The sequence below is a fragment of the Paenibacillus sp. MDMC362 genome (genome assembly GCF_003269305.1).
Taxonomy (GTDB): Bacteria; Bacillota; Bacilli; order Paenibacillales; family Paenibacillaceae; genus Paenibacillus_AQ.
In genome coordinates, this window is record NZ_QLYT01000045.1 from 21,280 (window position 1) to 37,515 (window position 16,236).

A 16,236-nucleotide genomic window follows, 5' to 3' on the forward strand; every position below is an offset into this window, starting at 1 on the left:
CTCATTTCTGGGTTAATTGGACATATTCGCCCGAGCGTCATGATTCTTTAACGTTAGTTCACGCAGACTCTTTTTGCTTACCTTACCCACACCCGTGTGCGGGAAGCAATCCATAAACTCCACCCGATCCGGGATTTTGTACGCAGCGAGCCCTCTATTTCTGAGAAAAGCCTTCAGCTCATTGCCGCTAACCGCAGCATCATGGACGATAACGAAGGCACAGGTCCGCTCGCCCAGATACTCGTCCGGCATGGCGACCACGGCTGCATCGTGCACGCTCGGATGGGCAAGCAGATGATTCTCGACCTCCTCGGCCGCAATCTTGTCGCCCCCGCGGTTTATCTGATCCTTCGAACGGCCTTCGATCACCAAATATCCTGAAGGCGTCATGCTCGCCAGATCCCCCGTTCGATAGAAACCGTCTGTGGTAAAAGCTTTTTCGTTATGCTTGTCCGCTTTATAGTAGCCGCGAATCGTATAGGGTCCCCGCGTCAGCAATTCACCGACTTCACCGGGAGCCACCTCCACGTCATCCTCATCGACCAGCCGCACTTCGTCATACGGAGACATCGGACGCCCTTGCGTATGCACCGTTATATCTTCCGGATCATCCAGCCGGGTATAGTTGACCAAGCCTTCCGCCATCCCGTAAACTTGCTGCAGCGAACATCCCAGCACCGTTTTTACCCGCTTGGCTGCCTCTGCGCTGAATTTGGCCCCGCCTACCTGCAGCACCTGCAGATTTGACAGGTCATCCGAGCGTGATTGTGCAGCCTCGAGCCAGATTAAGGCCAAGGGCGGAACGACCGCCGTCATGGTTACGCCCTCGGAGGCGATCAGCGGAAACGCCACCTCCGGACTCGCGGACCGGGCAAGGACGACTTTCCCTCCCGCATACAGCGTCCCCAGCACGCCCGGCGAGCTAAGCGGAAAGTTATGGGCAGCGGGCAATACCGCCAAATAAACGCTATCCATATCCAGCGAGCAGATTTCGGCGCTCAAACGCAAGCTGTAAATATAGTCGTCATGCGTGCGCGGAATGAGCTTCGGCAGTCCGGTCGTCCCGCCGGACAGCTGCAGGAACGCGACATCGCCGGGATCGGGGCCTTCCTCGTCCAAACTTCGGAAAAGACTGCCGGAATCATCGAGATACAGGTCATCCAGGGACAGAAATGCCCCCGAGGCCGGGCCGCCCGCAACGATGACATGGCGCAGCGAAGGAACCGATGCCTGGACTTGAGCTGCTAAGTTCCGATAATCATATCCCGAATCCTGATCCGGAATAATATAAGCGGCCGCCTCGCTGAAGCCGCATAGATATACGATTTCGCTCCGGCGGTGAACAGGCAGGGCGAAGACGGGAATGGCCCCGATGCGGAACAGCGCAAATATCGTATCGAAAAATGGCGCGATATTCGGAAGCTGAACGATAACCCGTTCCCGCGCCTTGATTCCGAGCTTAAGAAATCCCGCTGCCAAGCGGTCCACCCGGTTGTCCAGCTCGGCATAGCTTGTATGCTGATCGCCGCTCACGATCGCAACCCGATTCCCATGTTCCGCCGCACGCTTCCGCAGAAGCGCTCCAAACGTTTCGCCCTGCCAGCATCCTTCCTCCCGATAACGGGTTGCAAACTCCTCCGGCCAAGCCTTACAACCTGCCAACATTCCTTATTCCTCCCCTAAAATCGTTGTCTGTTGTTCGTTCAAGCCCATGGCTGCCAGAATCGTACGGAATTTGGCCGACGTCTCGGCCAGTTCGGCTTCCGCATTGGAGCCTGGTACGATTCCGGCTCCCGCAAACACCCGCAATAAGGTTCCTTCTGTTTCCGCGCAGCGAATCGTTACGGCCCACTCGCCGTCTCCGTTAGCATCCGACCAACCGACGGCCCCCGAATAGAAGCCGCGATCAAACGGCTCGATCGCTTGTATGGCATCCCTGGCCGCATCGGTCGGCGTGCCGCAGATCGCCGGTGTCGGATGCATCGCCAGGGCAAGATCCAACGACGTTACCGAATCATCCTTCAGAATGCCGTTGATTTCGGTAGACAGATGCCACATGGCATTCGTCTGAATGAGGGAAGGTTCGGCAGGAACCTCCAGCTTGCTGCAATATGGCTGCAAAGCCAACGCCACTGCATCAATCACGATGGCATGCTCATTTCGGTCTTTGGCGGATGACAGCAGCGCTGCAGCCCGCCGCTGGTCTTCAACGGGATCGGCGCTTCGCGCCGCAGAGCCTGCCAACGGATTTCCTTTGATTCGCTGCCCCTTCTTCATAATTAGCAGCTCGGGGCTAGCGCCAAACAGCGTCCTTGTGGATGCAACGGCGTCCGGACTTGAAGTGTGGGACAATTCGGGTGCCAATGGAACGGCAAATGTATATCCATGGGAGTGATGGTAAGCTAAGTGATTCAATATATGAGGAATGGACAAGGCATGAGGAAGCGTGATATCCAGGGTTCGGGAAAGCACCGCTTTATGGAGTTTCTTTTGAGAAATGAGCTCCAGCAGCCGGTTCACGCCTTCCTGGAACGCCGCCGGTTCGGGAACGGACAGTACGTGATAGCTGGAAATGCGAGGCCTTTCCGGGGCTTGTCCTGTAGAGAATAGAAGGGAATCATGCCACTGAACCGAGAGCGGAATAAACAGGCTCGCCGGTTTCAATATGTCAAAAGGGATGGCGCCTACAACAACGGCGTTCGGCCGTCCCGATTGCTTGGCGCGATCCAGCAGTTCCGTAACGCGTTCCGACAATGATCTATGGTCGTTCCCTGAAGGAACCGAAAGTCTCGAATACTCTCCATGCGTTAACAACGTCTTGCGCGGGGATGAGAAGAAGAAGGACGAACCGACCCGGTATTGTTCCATAAGTTGCGCAGCCTCGGCTGCGGTTGGAGTTTCATAGTGCAACATTTCAGTCTCCTCTCTGCTTATGAGCCTACCATTTATCGAATTAGTAAAAAGAATAAAACGCGCGAAGCCTCAGCAGCCCAACGTCGCACCGCCATCCACGCATACATCCTGCATGGTCATGTGCCGGGCACGATCGGATACGAGAAATACGACGGCATCCGCAATATCGGAAGGAAGCGCGATTCGACCCAGCGGTATGCCGACACGGTAATCATCCAGCGACCCTGCGATGATGGACTCTGCGCCCTGATCATCCTTCCATAGCAAGCGCTGCATCCCGGTGTCCGTAGAACCCGGGGAAACCACATTGCAGCGGATGTGATGACGGGCATATTCCAGCCCCAAACACTTCGTGAACATCGTAGACGCTGCCTTGGATGCCGCATAAGCCGACATCTGGGCCCGCGGAACTTTGGAGGCATTCGAGCTCACGGTCACGATAGCTCCGGAATTACGGCTCGCCATCCGCCTTACGACGGAGCGTGACGTATAGAATACGCCGTTGGTGTTAACGTTGAAATGTTCCTGCCAATCCTCGTCGCGAAGCGACTCGACTCCACCGATTCGCAGCACACCGGCAACGTTAACGAGAATCTCGATCGGACCGAGCTCCTCCTCAATCCGCCCGATCATCTCTTCAACCTCGGCACTGCAGCTGACATTCGCACCGTAAGCCGCAGCCTGTGTGCCTGAGCTGCATAGATCGGCCGTAAGGCGGATCAACTCGGCTTCCTTCTGATCGCATGCCGCAACGACAGCTCCTTGCCGGGCGAGGGCTCGTGCCACCGCTTCGCCTATCCCTTGGGCGGCACCGGTCACGAGGGCTACTTTCCCGCTAATACCTGTAATCTCCAAGGCGATCACCTCCTTCATCTTGAGGACAAAGTGCATACCGTAACCCTCGGCTAATGAGGACAGGCAGCACGGAAAGATGCCCCTCATCCTCAAACTGTTTGAATTCGGCTCGGATGCCATACGCAGACACAGCAGCCAGACGCTGGGCGAGCTCGGATGCGCTGATACAATTGCCGGTGACATGGGACCTCTCGTGCTCACCTGCGCCAAGCAGCAGTCGAACATGGCAAGGCTCTTCCTTGATGCGTTCGACAAAGCGCTGCTCCAGCTCTTGTAAATATTCCTGATTCCAATGAATAGAAGGGCTGCCCGCGATATAACACGAGAATGCCTGCGGTTTGCAGAACATGGCATAGAGCGTGAACAGCCCGCCAAGGGAATGGCCGAATATCGTCTGACGACGGCAATCGATGTTAAAGTCGCTCTCGATCTGCGGTTTCAGTTCCTCCTCGATGAATTGCAGGAATTCAGCCGCTCCGCCCTGTTCCGGGACGGAGGCGCTATCCAACTTGTTCTTGAAGTTCGTGTTAGGGTAGGGCGTGTAATCATAGAACCGGTCCGGAGCATACTGCCCCTCCGTCTCGTAACCGATGCCGACTACGACCGCCGGCAGTATCCCTGTTTTGTCCGGTCTGTGGCACTGCAGGCGCAGCGTTTCGACCATCGTGTGAAATACGCTGTTGCCGTCTAACAGATAGATGACCGGATATCCTGACGGCGGAGCCTGCCCCGTCGGCTGTGCGGCAATGATTCGATAGCGGCGCTTCCCTGTCCTCGAGTGCATCACCCAATGCTCCGCATGGGGCAGCTCCACGCTGCGCCGCATCATATCAACGGAAGGCGTATGATTGCTCATGTCGTGCCTCCTATTATGGACCCGTAATGGAGCGAACGACATCATCCACGATTTTCTCGTAGGCGATCAGGCCGCTTCCCAGCCAGTATTCGTTATTCGCTTCATAGACCTGCCCGTTCTTGACGGCCGGCATCCCCTTCCAAATCGGACTTTCCGTCATTTCTTTTAAACGCTCGGTTCCCTGATCATAGGCGTTGATGACAAAAATATAGTCCGCATCCAGCTGCGGCAGTATCTCCAGCGAGATGTTAGCTGCATTCTCGTTCTCGACCAGCTTGGATTTGCCCAGTCCCAGGTCCTGATGAATCACAAAACCGCAGAGATAGTTTCCGCCCATTAAACTGACGCCTCTAGGTGCAAAACGAATGATGGCAACGTTCTTGTCCCCCACCACGGAACTTAGCTTAGCCTTCGCTTCACTTGCTTTTTGCTGGTAATCCTTTAGGGCGGTCTCCGCCTCGGGCGCTTTCCCAAGCAGATCCCCCAAGGTGGTCAGCGATTTCTCGACATTCCCGGAAGCATTTTTGAACACGTACGTTGGGGCGATTTTGGCGTATTTCTCGTATGTACCGTCCGCGGCATAGGTTTCGGTATGGAGCACGATAAGATCCGGCTCGTAGGACATCAGAGCTTCCGGTGAAGGTAAGCCTCCCGAAAAATCAATCAGGGGGACGCCATCCAGTTCCTGCTGCAAATAGGTGTGTCCCATCTTGCCGTTCGCCCATTGTGCAACAGGCTTCACGCCGAGCTTCAGCAAAGAATCCTCCATGTTCGGTGCGAACACGTTTTTCACCTCAGCCGGTATCTTCACTTCATGCCCAAGCTCATCCGTTACCGTTCGCTCCTTCATCGCGGGCGTCTCCTCCCGGTTCGTCCCTGGATCCTCCGTCGACGCTTGACTGCTCCCTGCCTTACCGGACGTCTCCACCGCCGCGGTCTTCGCTGCCGGCTGATCGCCGCCGGCCGCTTCGGAATCCACCATCTTTCCACAGCCTGACAACAAGCCTATGACGATGACACAGCACGCAAGTGCTGATATTTTGATCCTCCAACTTCTTTTTCCGCGGTTAAAACGTTCTGCCACAATGCATCTCCTCCTGTGATAATGATTCTCAATTAAGTCGAGTATATATTACGTGGCAAACGATTCACCATGGCTTTTATCCAGAACTCCGTATGGACTATCTCCTGTAAACAACAGCAATGCCTCATCCAGCATTCTCGTCACGGCAAGCGCGGAGTATTCGAACCACGGATCGGACGAGATCATGTAGACGCTGCCTCGCGTGACAGCTCGGAGTGTCTGCCATTTCGCAGAATGCTGAAGTGCAAGCCAATAGCGGCGTGATGTGGCTTCAGGGCATACCGCGATCAGGATGCGGTCCGGATTAAGCTGTTGCAAATCTTCCAGCGTGATCTGTTGATTACGCGTGGTATCCAGACCGCCGGCTTCCTTGAGCTGGAGATCCTGATACAGCACCTCCTCGAGTCCCCGGTTACCATATGCATACAGGCTTTGTCCATATATTCGCAGCGCTACAACACGCTCGCCTCCCACGACTTGCCGCATTCGGGAGCGTGCGAACTGCACCCTTCGTTCATACTGTTCTATCCAGGATTGTGCCTGTTCTTCTTTATTCAGAAACGTTGCGATACGCTCCAGCTGCTTCCTCCACCCTGCCTGAGACGGAACAATCAAGGTAGGGGCAATATGCCCCAGCTTGGTGATTTCCTCCGGACCGATATGGTCCATGCCAATAATAACGTCAGGCTTTGCACGGAACAGCTGCTCGATATTCTCCTCGAAGCGGCTGTCCGGATAAGGAGACGTCAGCTTCAAGCGGGACTTGATCTCCGAATGATACGCATTGTAATAATACGGGGTCCACTTCGCATCAAGAGGCGCAGCCGCAGGAATAACATTCAGTGCTACCAACTGCCCGATGATAGAGGAGGAACAGGCCGCGATTAGCTGCCTCGAATTTCGGGCATATTCGGACGGCGACATGCCCACCTTCTTTTTAAAAATACGGCTGAAATAGAACTCATCTTTGTAACCGACTCGCTGTGCGATGTCACGAAGCCGTTCGTCGGATTCGGCCAAATAACGCTTGGCATGATTCATACGAACATGGGTCAGGTAATCGATTGTGGTTTGGCCGAATGTCTTTTTGAATAAATCCACAAAATACTTGGGACAAATATTAGCCATTCTGGCTAATTGGCCAATGGTTATCGTCTCTTTATAATGGCAATCTATATACTCCTTAATCTCAACCAGGCTGGTTCTTCCGTTACGATCCGAATCCGATAGGCTATCTATTTTCAGCTCTTCTTCCACACTCATGAATTGCCTCCTTTTTACGATAGAACGAGTTGCAGGCTATGCAGGCATGTTGACCAGTCTTAATTAATTGATAATGATTATCATTTTCATTGATAAAAATAGCATGCCATTTGCATCGTGTCAATCCAAATATGGAAGGAAATGCTTAACCCCATGCTCGGCGCGAAACCTGTTAACAGGCTCCAATCCACGCAAAAAACCCGTCATCAGGCACTTTTACCAAGTGTCCTGTGGCGGGTTCTATTGTAAAAAAACGATTTACGACAAGCAGTATTTCACCAATGCCTCGTGAACGCCGTCCTCGTTATTCGAGGTTGTCACCGCATTGGCTGCAGCCTTGACCTCGACCGGAGAGTTATCCATCGCAATCCCCATTCCGGCGTAGGTCAGCATCGTAATATCGTTGAAATAATTGCCGATGGCAAGCACCTCATGCGGCTCATAACCTCTTCTTGCAGCCAGCTGCTGAAGCGCACTCCCCTTGGATGCTTGGCTATGCATGAGATCGATGAAGTATTCTCCGCTTCGCAGCATGTTGAAGGGAAGAGTCCACTGACTCCAATCCGCATAGACACGGTCGATATCGGCGGATTCGCCAAAGACCGTAAATTTGACGACCGGGTCTGACAGCTCCTCCCATGACGGCAGGTTGCTTGGCAGCATCAAATAGTTCTCGTACATCGAACGAACCGGACCGGCAAGCTCCTCCACCTGGTCCACATACATCTCAAAGGCGGTGTTCACATCAAAATGCACCCCGTGCTCACGGCAGTATGTCATGAAAGGCTCAAGCTGAAGCGGGTCCATGCCGAACTGATGCACGATGTTATGGGTCTCCACTTCTACCGTTGCCGCACCATTATGACTGATGACATAACCGCCTAAACCCATGCTTTTCATAAAAGGAATCGAATTCAGCGGTCCTCTGCCTGTGCACAGTACAATTTCCACGCCTTGTTTTGCGGCTTCCATCACGGTGTTCCTCGTTTTCTCCGTGATTTCATGATTATCATTCAGCAGCGTCCCATCCACATCCAGTGCTACCAATTTATATGCCATTCTCCATCCATCCTTTAGTCTCTATTTCTCTATCGTAATCATGCCCTTCCGATCAAAGACAGTTCATGCTCGGTCAGCTCCCGGTACGCTCCGATCTCGAGATTTTCATCCAAACGAAGTTCGCCCATGCTGACTCTTTTGAGATAAACGACTTTTTTGCCAACTGCCTCAAACATCCGCTTGACCTGATGGAATTTCCCTTCATGGATCGTCAGCGAGATGCGGGACAGCTGGACTCCTTCGCCTCGTTCCTCATGGGAATGGATCACCAGCTCTCCGGGTAAGGTCACGTACCCGTCATCTAAGGTAACTCCCTCAGCAAACAATTGCACATCCTCATCGCCCACCCTGCCCTCTACCATCGCTTCATAGGTTTTCGGGATATGCTTCCGCGGCGACAAGAGCTCGTGGGCCAATTTACCGTCGTTCGTAAGCAGCAGCAATCCCTCCGTATCCTTATCCAATCGACCCACCGGAAACGGCTCGAAGATCAGATATTCCTCATCCAGGAGATCCAGCACCGTTCGGTCACGAAGATCCTCTGTCGCCGAAATGACGCCCGGCGGTTTATGCAGCATGAGATATATGAATTCCCGGTATTGCACGCTCTCTCCCTCAAACTCGATGATATCCGTATAAGGATCAACATGTTTACCGGCGTCCTTCACCACCGTTCCGTTGACCACGATGCTCCCTTGTTTGGCCTTTTTCTTCAATTCGGCCCGTGAGCCGAATCCAAGATTGGATAGCACCTTGTCCAATCTTTGTGTTGTTCTTCCTTTACTCATATCGATGTCCACCTCCACCCTGCCGGATACTCATTCTTCAATATTCCTGTCTGCCATTTGCCCCAACCGGCTGAGTATCCATCTATACACACTAACACATAACCCTTCGCTTCAGCACCCGATCGACGAATCACGCGCTCTTCCGGAATCGACAAGGTTTCCCCTTTCAAATACCGGACCGCTTCTCCGTCCTCGGAGGACAGGCTGACATATCGAACAGCCTCATCCGCTTGCAGCGCTGTAGCCAAGGGATGTCCAGGTACAAACCGTTCATTCTTCAACTGTCCCATGTACCACCCGGGTCGAATCACTTTGAGCTGCTTCAGACGCTCTTCCGGCAGAGGTGATACATACACATGGTTCCCGTAGGTTACAGGATATCCGGTCAGCTTCAAATCCAGCTGCTCGCGAATAAAGGCTTGGAACCGATTGATCGAAACCGAACCCGATTGAGAATCTGTTACGCTCCGGCGGGATCCTTGTTGACGCGTTGCACCTTTACCGTATTTCCCCGGTTTACCCGGGCGCTCCTCCCGAAAAGCCGCTTTTCCTTTACGCTCACGGGGATGCTCCGCTCGGGAGGAAATAGCAAGCGACTCGTTGGCCAAGATGCCCGAATTGAATAATGGAGCTTGTTCCCGTTCAACTTCACGTTTATCCAGCTCACCGTCCCGCTGAAGCACGGCCATGAAATGCCCTTCGCCTCTGACCTTATGCGGCCATAATCGAGCAGTACCGGCAAGCTGCTTAAGCACATCGTCCTTCACGTTCCCTTGGCCCGCCATCCAGTCCGTTTCTCCCGGGGAAAAGATTTCCGAATGCTCCGCCGGGACTACGCGAAAATCCGGATGTTCGCTCAGAAACTCGGCAATCATCCCTTCATTCTCCTCCGGCGAGAAGGTACAGGTGGAATACACCAGCCGGCCTCCCGAGCGGAGCATGGCTGCCGCCGATTTCAGTATGTCCCGCTGCATATCCGCAAACTTGAGCGGAGAGGATTCGTCCCAGTACTTCAGCATGGACTCGTCTTTGCGAAACATCCCTTCGCCGGAACAAGGAGCATCAATCAATATTTTCGTGAAAAATTCGGGAAAAGCCCCGGCAATCCGATCCGGGTCCTCATTCAGCACCACCGCATTCCGAACGCCGTACATCTCCAGATTCTTGGCCAGTGCTTTGGTGCGATCCGGATGCAGATCATTGCTGACGAGCACCCCCTGCCCATTCAGCTTCGCCGCAATCTGCGTAGATTTGCCGCCGGGAGCCGCGCACAGGTCCAGCACTAAATCCCCCGGCGTTACGCCAAGCAGTTCGACCGGAGCCATCGCGCTAGGCTCCTGGATGTAATATAACCCCGCATGATAGTAAGGATGCCGTCCCGGACGCTCCCCGGCCTGAGTATAGTAACCGGTGGAGCACCAGGGGATGGGCGCAAGGTAAAAGGGGGACAGCTTCATGAATTCCTCTCTGCTGATCTTCAGCGTATTCACCCGAATGCCGGCATTCGGAGCTTGTTCGTAAGACTTCATAAAATTGTCATAGTTTTCGCCAAGCAGCGATTTCATCTTTGCCAGAAACGGCGAGGGCAGTCGTAATGCCATACAAGGTACCTACCTGTTCTGTATCGTATCGTTTGAAGTATATTTTCACTGTGCTGAAGCAGACATTCGCATGTTCCGCTCCGACTTTTAATATTGTATAATAAACTACATTAAAAAGGACAAGTCCTTATTTATTATTAATCATTAGGGGGTGGATCCATGAACCGCAAAAAAAAGAATAAATACACCGCATTATACGCCTTCGGCGGAGTCTTCGTCTTATTGATTGCTGCACTCGTTTTCTTGAACGGTCAAGGAGAAGCAAGCGAATTGTACGGCGGTAAGAAGGTCTCCAGCCTGAACCCGGCTACGCAGGAGCTCCTTAATGATCCGAACTACCAGCAAATCATTTTGCCGGATCAGCTGAAGAGCAAGGTCGACAACAAAGAGAATTTCTTTGTGTACTTCTTTGCATCCGACTGTCCGCACTGTCGTGCGACGACCCCGGAACTGATGCCTTTGGCGGATGATGCCGGTATTACGATGCACCAGTACAACCTTCGCGAATACCAGGAAGGCTGGAGAGAATACAACATTGAGTTCACCCCGACGCTGGTCTACTTCGAGAACGGCGCAGAGAAAGAACGCATGGTCGGCGGATTGAAACCGGAAGGTTCCAGTGAAGGCTACTCCATCGATGACTTCAAGCAATTCCTGGATAAATATAAGGGGAGCGTGACGAAATGAACCGCACTCGCGCTATCCTCTTTACCTTTGTCATTTCGGGCATGCTGCTGACCGCATGCGGCGGTAAAGAATCCGCTGCTGGGCACCAGCACGGCGCCGATTCCGAACGATACGAGACAACGGCCAGCCTGACGGTGATGCCGGAGTTTCTGTCCAATTATACCGACAATACGCAAGCGACCTATGCTACGGTCGGAGAGCTTGAGGACATTATCAAGGAAATCAAATGTTATTGCGGCTGCATGGACGAGGAGACCGGGTATCATGATTCCCTCCATCGCTGCTTCATCGCCGAGAATAAGGACGGCGAAGTCAAATGGACGGACCATGGCGCGCAGTGCGGCATCTGCCTAACCGAGCTGCAGGATGCCAAACGGCTTCATGACGAAGGAAAATCCGTCGAGGAAATCAAGGAATTCATCGATAACAAATATAAAGGTACCGAATCCTGATCCTGAATGATCCTGCAATAGGCCGAATGTAGAATTACTTACGCTTCGCTCAAAGCTTAATCATTCTATAATCTTAACAAAAAGAGCTGCCCAAACGTAGATTACTCTACAGGCAGCTCTTTTTTCACTTGTTCCCACAACTACTTGGAATGTGCCCGCTCCGGCTTTCGCCGCTGCGGAATGTTCGGCTGGATGCGCTCCGATGCCAACTGAACTGCCTGCTTAAGCTCAGTATCCCCAATTTCGATCGTCAAATCCCTATAGGGAAACGGACGAACATCGTACGAAGATAACTGCTCGGCGTATTCCCGAACTTCGCTCACCAGCTTCCCCATCGAGATTCCCAGTTCATCGCCAGGATAACGCTCGAGGCGCGATACAGCGCTTATGAACATTTTATATGCTCCTCTAACGTTATTGTTCCGGAAATGGAAAAGCCCGACGGCTACTTGCAGAAGCCCCTTATACCTTGGATCGCGATCCCGCGCGAGCCACAGTTCCTCTAACACCTCATGGCATTCGAAGTAGTCTTGATCCCGGTTAAAGTAAACGAGGTAAGCGACATACAGCGGTTCATAACTCATGCTCGTTTACTTTCTTCTTGGCTTCGGCCAGCATCTCCTTCACCTCGTCCAGAAGCACCTTCATCGCATCCATGTCATGATTCTGAAATAGCGCGTTAAACCGGCTCTGAAAAGCAATCGCCTCATTGACCAGATGAAAGAAATACAGCTTGTGAATCGCGTTCAGCACCTGTGTCGTAATATTGGAATCATCCTCGAACTGCCGCTGCGCCTCCAATATATCCTCCCGGATGCTCGACATTTCCGTATCCAGCGTATTCGCCGCTTCTCCGGCTTTCTTCAGCCGCGCCCGAATGTCATCCGGCAGACTTTCCCGGTACTTGTAGCTAAGCGAGTGCTCAATCGTAGCCCAGAAATTCATGGCCAGCGTGCGGATCTGAATTTCGGCAAGCACTTTCTTTTGCCCAAGTGCCGTTTGCACCGGATACTCGATAATCATATGAAAGCTCCGATAGCCGCTCTCTTTGAAATTCGTAATGTAATCTTTCTCATATAATACGGTCAGGTCTTTCCGTGCCCGGATGTATTCGGCTACCCGCCGGATATCCTCCACGAACTGACACATAATCCGAATGCCTGCGATATCCTCAATCCCGGTTTCCAACTCGTCCATCGGCACATCGAGGCGTTTCGCCTTGTCCAGTATGCTCGAGATCCGTTTGACGCGACCCGTTACGAATTCGATCGGTGCGTATTCCTCCCTTTTTTTCAGTTCGGAACGCATCGTCTTGAATTTAACCTTCAATTCCTCAACGGTCTGCTCATACGGAAGCAAAAATGTTCCCCAGTCTCTAACGTCCATCGCCTTGCCTCCTGTCTTTACCCCTTTACCGATGATTAGCGCCGACGGCTTCGGAAATATGGCTGAAGCCATCCCGTGCAAGCAGCTCCCGGAGACCGGAATGAAGCTTGCGGTTCACCTCAGGCCCTTCATAGATAAGTGCTGTATAAATTTCCACCAGGCTTGCGCCTGCGCGTATTTTGTCATAAGCATCACTTGCCGTGAAAATCCCGCCAGACCCGATAATCGGAAGGGCACCGCCGGTCTGCTTGTATATGCGGGATACAATCTCCGTCGAACGGTTATGCAGCGGTTTACCGCTTAGGCCGCCGGTTTCTTTGGCGTTGCTGTGCGTCAATCCATCCCGCGAAAGCGTCGTATTCGTGGCGATAATGCCGGAAACGCCGCTTGCGCTGATCGTATCCACCATGAATTCCAGTTCCTCATCGCTCACATCCGGGGCAATCTTCACCAGAACGGCCTTCTCGCCTCCATGAATCTTGGCTTGGCGGGACATTTCATTCTTCACGGCTTCCAGCAAGGATGACAGTTCGCTCCCATGCTGAAGGCTGCGCAAGTCCGGCGTATTCGGGGAGCTGATGTTGACAACAAAAAAGTCGCCATACGGAAATAAAGCTTGAATGCAAGCTTCGTAATCACCGTTGGCTTTCTCGTTCGGAGTCGCCTTGTTCTTCCCGATGTTGACGGCAACCGGGATGCGGCGTTCCTTGAGTGCGGACAGCCTTTTTGCCATCGCCTCGGCCCCTTCGTTATTGAAGCCCATCCGATTGATGAGTGCCTCGTCAGGAGGAAGCCGGAACAATCGCGGCTGTTCATTGCCCGGTTGCCCCTTCGGGGTCACCGTGCCTACTTCCATAAATCCGAAGCCGATGGAGGAGAATCCTTTGACGGCCTGAGCGTTTTTATCCAATCCGGCGGCAAGTCCGACCGGTGTCGGGAAATGAAGCCCGAACAGGTCTACTGCCAAATCCGGTGTTTCGCTGACACCGTACATCCCTCGCATGACAGCGTCTGCGCCAACCACGCCGGAGGCACGTCCAAGGCCGCCAACCACAAGGTGGTGAGCTTTCTCGGGATCGAGTTTGAAAAATATAGGTTTGCCTATGTTGCGGTACAGCACATCCACTCTTCCTCTCATCCAGTTATTTCTCTATCCTTCAGTTTATCCGTTTCTGCCTCAAAAAGAAAGTTCTTCAGCATAAACCGGGCGATCATCCTGGCGAGAAAGCGATATGGCAATTTCGGGACAAACGCCTTACAATAAAGGAAGATTGTACAAATCATTTTCACGATCATGAGAGAAAGAGGGGAAGCACATGTCAGCCAAGCGTAAACCTCCGACCTTGCAGCAGAAAAAAGAAGAGGTCAATAAGAAGGCCATACTATGGATTAGCTCCGGCATCGCTCTTCTTATTATCCTGATTATTGTTCTGATTGTGATCGCCCAGCCTTAATCCAGCCAATGATACACCTTGCCCGGGTTGGTCTGCCCCGGGGCATGCTTAAGCTTGAAACGATCTTTCGGCGTCCACAGGCCCTCGGGCAGAACCCCTTCCCGAATTTTCACGACGGTTCCCATCGGAACCAGATCAAACAGCTCTTCGACATCCTCCTTAAGCATACGGATACAGCCCTCGGATTCATTCGTTTCGATACTGTCCACGTCTAGCGTACCGTGTATGGCGTACAACGTATCGGACAGCTGCATTCCTCGCGTTCCATAGGGGCCCTTCGTGGTCCCGTTCGGATTCACAACCTTGTCATTGATATGAAAATCACCCAGCGGCGTTTTCGCTCCTCCGAGCCCGACCGCATAATTGCGCAGCATGACGGTGCCGCTGACAACGGCAAGCCGATGATGTTTCCGATCGATGATGACCTGAAGCGGCTGCTCAAAAAAAGGATCCCCGTTCGGCGATGTCCCCCAGTATCCCGTCTCTTCCGGATCGTTCCCCGACGGCTGCAGCCCCGTTTGGTCCTCATGGCCGCCTGCTCCTTGGGACTTATGCTTCATTAAGGCTCCGAACATCTCCTCCATCGCTTTCGATCGGCCGGACAGCCAATTGTTCGGATACGGCTGCGTCAATTCATTCAAGCTTTTAGGCAGGCGTCCATGCCGAGCCTTATATTGATTGGCCGCTTCCTGCAGCACGGCCGTTTCGACTTGCAGATCCGCCCATTGCCCCGCGCTTCGCTTAAGCTGCGAACTATCCGCAGGCTCGCATTCGCACTCCAATGCCGCTCCTTCATATGGCTGGATCGCAATGGCGCCCTTCGCATCCCGATGCAATCCGTATAAACGCTCCATGTCCTTGCTCCATAACTGCCACTTGCCCGAAGGCTTCATCCCCAGTGCAACCGACCAATTCGGCAATTCCTGAGGTTGCCGGAGCAATGAGGACAGTGCGCCGGCAGAATCCTTCCCCTGGCCGGAAGCAACGGCGATGTACAGCGGTTCTTTCCGCGAATCCCGCTTCTCGTTGTTAGCGACCGAGGCGATTGCCGGTTCATTCGGCGGGAACACATCGGATGCATAATCCCCGGGAACGGAGCCCGGTGCCTGGGCCGGAGGAAGAAATACGAGCAGCAACAACACCAGCGCAGCAAGCAAACGCCGGGTTCTTTTTCGCCTGCGGTCCTTGTCCTTCTCCATCTCCAATAAGCGCTGTTCGTAGTTTTTCCATATATCGGACGGAACCTGGCTAAGCTCGAAGGCTTCATAGACCCCCTCCGCCTTGTTATAGCAGTAATTCGCCTTGCCCTGTTCGCCGGCCTGCTCATATTCCTTGCCGAGCAGATACCAGGCCATTTTATTATCAGGATGCGTCTCCACATACCTTTTGAGGTACAGCGAATTGTTCATTCGGGAGCCTCCTTTTATGACATTTTTACCTCTATTATCCTGTATATCGGAATATACGCTCCAATTATGTATAAATCGTGGATACGAAAAAACGCCCCTGCCTTTGTCGGGCAGAGGGCGTCGGTATAAGTTCAAGATGGAATATCAGGCTCGAGCGGTATTGTTTATTCTGCGTTAAACGGCTCGTCTGCAATCCGAATTGAATCTGTCGGGCAGCCGTCGCAGGCATCCAGCATATCGTCATGCATATCTTCCGGAATTTCGGTTACCCCGCGGTTGTTGTCTCCGTCAAAAATGACTTCTGCCAGGCCTTCGTCGTCGTAATCGTAAATGTCGGGTGCCGTTGCGCCGCATGCTCCGCAAGCGATGCAGGTATCTTTATCTACCCAAGTAAACTTCGCCATAGTCTCTCTTCCTCCTGTATATCTA

The 16,236-nt window shown here is 53.0% G+C and carries 17 protein-coding genes; 3 read left to right on the top strand and 14 right to left on the bottom strand.

Going from position 1 to position 16,236, the window contains the following annotated elements; all coding sequences use genetic code 11:
• Window positions 1-12: 12 nt before the first annotated feature.
• The 9 genes from DP091_RS22235 to DP091_RS22275 all read right to left on the bottom strand — a co-directional run bounded on the left by DP091_RS22235 (window position 13) and on the right by DP091_RS22275 (window position 10,419).
• On the bottom strand, window positions 13-1,665 hold the full coding sequence (locus DP091_RS22235; protein ID WP_113060320.1) for a (2,3-dihydroxybenzoyl)adenylate synthase: 1,653 nt from the start codon (window positions 1,663-1,665) through the stop codon (window positions 13-15).
• 3 nt (window positions 1,666-1,668) lie between these two features.
• Window positions 1,669-2,913 carry an isochorismate synthase DhbC gene (gene dhbC / locus DP091_RS22240; RefSeq protein WP_113060321.1) on the bottom strand — a complete coding sequence of 415 codons (1,245 nt, stop codon included), beginning with the start codon at window positions 2,911-2,913 and terminating at the stop codon, window positions 1,669-1,671.
• Window positions 2,914-2,982: 69 nt separating this feature from the next.
• Window positions 2,983-3,768: a 2,3-dihydro-2,3-dihydroxybenzoate dehydrogenase gene (locus tag DP091_RS22245; RefSeq protein WP_113060322.1), complete on the bottom strand. Its 786-nt coding sequence runs from the start codon at window positions 3,766-3,768 to the stop codon at window positions 2,983-2,985.
• A complete protein-coding gene (locus DP091_RS22250) occupies window positions 3,749-4,624 on the bottom strand; it encodes an alpha/beta hydrolase (protein WP_113060323.1) in 876 nt (291 codons plus the stop codon). The genes DP091_RS22245 and DP091_RS22250 overlap by 20 nt, the downstream gene beginning before the upstream one ends.
• Before the next feature lie 13 nt (window positions 4,625-4,637).
• Window positions 4,638-5,708: an ABC transporter substrate-binding protein gene (locus tag DP091_RS22255; RefSeq protein ID WP_113060324.1), complete on the bottom strand. Its 1,071-nt coding sequence runs from the start codon at window positions 5,706-5,708 to the stop codon at window positions 4,638-4,640.
• Window positions 5,709-5,756: 48 nt separating this feature from the next.
• The gene (locus tag DP091_RS22260; protein WP_113060325.1) at window positions 5,757-6,971 is read right to left on the bottom strand and encodes a helix-turn-helix domain-containing protein; all 1,215 of its coding nucleotides are present in this window, start codon (window positions 6,969-6,971) and stop codon (window positions 5,757-5,759) included.
• A 258-nt stretch (window positions 6,972-7,229) separates the two neighbouring features.
• Window positions 7,230-8,030, bottom strand: coding sequence for a Cof-type HAD-IIB family hydrolase (locus tag DP091_RS22265; protein WP_113060326.1), 801 nt, complete (start codon window positions 8,028-8,030; stop codon window positions 7,230-7,232).
• Between the two features lie 38 nt (window positions 8,031-8,068).
• The gene (locus tag DP091_RS22270; RefSeq protein WP_113060327.1) at window positions 8,069-8,818 is read right to left on the bottom strand and encodes a pseudouridine synthase; all 750 of its coding nucleotides are present in this window, start codon (window positions 8,816-8,818) and stop codon (window positions 8,069-8,071) included.
• Entirely contained in the window at window positions 8,815-10,419 is a 1,605-nt protein-coding gene (locus tag DP091_RS22275; RefSeq protein ID WP_113060328.1) for an RsmB/NOP family class I SAM-dependent RNA methyltransferase, read from the bottom strand. The genes DP091_RS22270 and DP091_RS22275 overlap by 4 nt, the downstream gene beginning before the upstream one ends.
• A 159-nt stretch (window positions 10,420-10,578) precedes the next feature.
• Here DP091_RS22275 and DP091_RS22280 point away from each other — a divergent pair, with 159 nt between their 5' ends.
• Window positions 10,579-11,106 carry a thioredoxin family protein gene (locus DP091_RS22280; RefSeq protein WP_071223091.1) on the top strand — a complete coding sequence of 176 codons (528 nt, stop codon included), beginning with the start codon at window positions 10,579-10,581 and terminating at the stop codon, window positions 11,104-11,106.
• Window positions 11,103-11,558 carry a PCYCGC motif-containing (lipo)protein gene (locus tag DP091_RS22285; RefSeq protein ID WP_071223092.1) on the top strand — a complete coding sequence of 152 codons (456 nt, stop codon included), beginning with the start codon at window positions 11,103-11,105 and terminating at the stop codon, window positions 11,556-11,558. The genes DP091_RS22280 and DP091_RS22285 overlap by 4 nt, the downstream gene beginning before the upstream one ends.
• A 140-nt stretch (window positions 11,559-11,698) precedes the next feature.
• Here the strand turns inward: DP091_RS22285 and DP091_RS22290 are convergent, their stop codons facing one another.
• The 3 genes from DP091_RS22290 to DP091_RS22300 are packed head-to-tail and all read right to left on the bottom strand — an operon-like array spanning window position 11,699 to window position 14,064.
• The gene (locus tag DP091_RS22290) at window positions 11,699-12,142 is read right to left on the bottom strand and encodes a DUF309 domain-containing protein (protein WP_113060329.1); all 444 of its coding nucleotides are present in this window, start codon (window positions 12,140-12,142) and stop codon (window positions 11,699-11,701) included.
• On the bottom strand, window positions 12,132-12,944 hold the full coding sequence (gene yjbM, locus DP091_RS22295; RefSeq protein ID WP_113060330.1) for a GTP diphosphokinase: 813 nt from the start codon (window positions 12,942-12,944) through the stop codon (window positions 12,132-12,134). The genes DP091_RS22290 and yjbM overlap by 11 nt, the downstream gene beginning before the upstream one ends.
• A 25-nt stretch (window positions 12,945-12,969) precedes the next feature.
• Window positions 12,970-14,064, bottom strand: a complete 1,095-nt coding sequence (locus DP091_RS22300; protein WP_181469898.1) for a quinone-dependent dihydroorotate dehydrogenase — start codon at window positions 14,062-14,064, stop codon at window positions 12,970-12,972.
• A gap of 196 nt (window positions 14,065-14,260) precedes the next feature.
• Here DP091_RS22300 and DP091_RS31455 point away from each other — a divergent pair, with 196 nt between their 5' ends.
• Complete coding sequence (locus DP091_RS31455) at window positions 14,261-14,398, top strand: hypothetical protein (RefSeq protein ID WP_015736685.1); 138 nt, start codon at window positions 14,261-14,263, stop codon at window positions 14,396-14,398.
• Here the strand turns inward: DP091_RS31455 and DP091_RS22305 are convergent.
• Both DP091_RS22305 and DP091_RS22310 read right to left on the bottom strand, forming a co-directional pair.
• On the bottom strand, window positions 14,395-15,807 hold the full coding sequence (locus DP091_RS22305) for a L,D-transpeptidase (protein WP_113060332.1): 1,413 nt from the start codon (window positions 15,805-15,807) through the stop codon (window positions 14,395-14,397). The genes DP091_RS31455 and DP091_RS22305 overlap by 4 nt on opposite strands.
• A 164-nt stretch (window positions 15,808-15,971) precedes the next feature.
• Window positions 15,972-16,211 carry a ferredoxin gene (locus DP091_RS22310; RefSeq protein ID WP_009594795.1) on the bottom strand — a complete coding sequence of 80 codons (240 nt, stop codon included), beginning with the start codon at window positions 16,209-16,211 and terminating at the stop codon, window positions 15,972-15,974.
• Window positions 16,212-16,236: the final 25 nt, after the last annotated feature.

Excerpts from the sequence above, each read along its gene's own strand:
- DP091_RS22235 (WP_113060320.1), bottom strand. The coding sequence starts at position 1,665 with ATGTTGGCAGGTTGTAAGGCTTGGCCGGAGGAGTTTGCAACCCGTTAT.
- dhbC (WP_113060321.1), bottom strand. The coding sequence starts at position 2,913 with ATGTTGCACTATGAAACTCCAACCGCAGCCGAGGCTGCGCAACTTATG.
- yjbM (WP_113060330.1), bottom strand. The coding sequence starts at position 12,944 with ATGGACGTTAGAGACTGGGGAACATTTTTGCTTCCGTATGAGCAGACC.
- DP091_RS22260 (WP_113060325.1), bottom strand. The coding sequence starts at position 6,971 with ATGAGTGTGGAAGAAGAGCTGAAAATAGATAGCCTATCGGATTCGGAT.
- DP091_RS22305 (WP_113060332.1), bottom strand. The coding sequence starts at position 15,807 with ATGAACAATTCGCTGTACCTCAAAAGGTATGTGGAGACGCATCCTGAT.
- DP091_RS22250 (WP_113060323.1), bottom strand. The coding sequence starts at position 4,624 with ATGAGCAATCATACGCCTTCCGTTGATATGATGCGGCGCAGCGTGGAG.
- DP091_RS22270 (WP_113060327.1), bottom strand. The coding sequence starts at position 8,818 with ATGAGTAAAGGAAGAACAACACAAAGATTGGACAAGGTGCTATCCAAT.
- DP091_RS22275 (WP_113060328.1), bottom strand. The coding sequence starts at position 10,419 with ATGGCATTACGACTGCCCTCGCCGTTTCTGGCAAAGATGAAATCGCTG.
- DP091_RS31455 (WP_015736685.1), top strand. The coding sequence starts at position 14,261 with ATGTCAGCCAAGCGTAAACCTCCGACCTTGCAGCAGAAAAAAGAAGAG.
- DP091_RS22285 (WP_071223092.1), top strand. The coding sequence starts at position 11,103 with ATGAACCGCACTCGCGCTATCCTCTTTACCTTTGTCATTTCGGGCATG.
- DP091_RS22290 (WP_113060329.1), bottom strand. The coding sequence starts at position 12,142 with ATGAGTTATGAACCGCTGTATGTCGCTTACCTCGTTTACTTTAACCGG.
- DP091_RS22310 (WP_009594795.1), bottom strand. The coding sequence starts at position 16,211 with ATGGCGAAGTTTACTTGGGTAGATAAAGATACCTGCATCGCTTGCGGA.
- DP091_RS22265 (WP_113060326.1), bottom strand. The coding sequence starts at position 8,030 with ATGGCATATAAATTGGTAGCACTGGATGTGGATGGGACGCTGCTGAAT.
- DP091_RS22280 (WP_071223091.1), top strand. The coding sequence starts at position 10,579 with ATGAACCGCAAAAAAAAGAATAAATACACCGCATTATACGCCTTCGGC.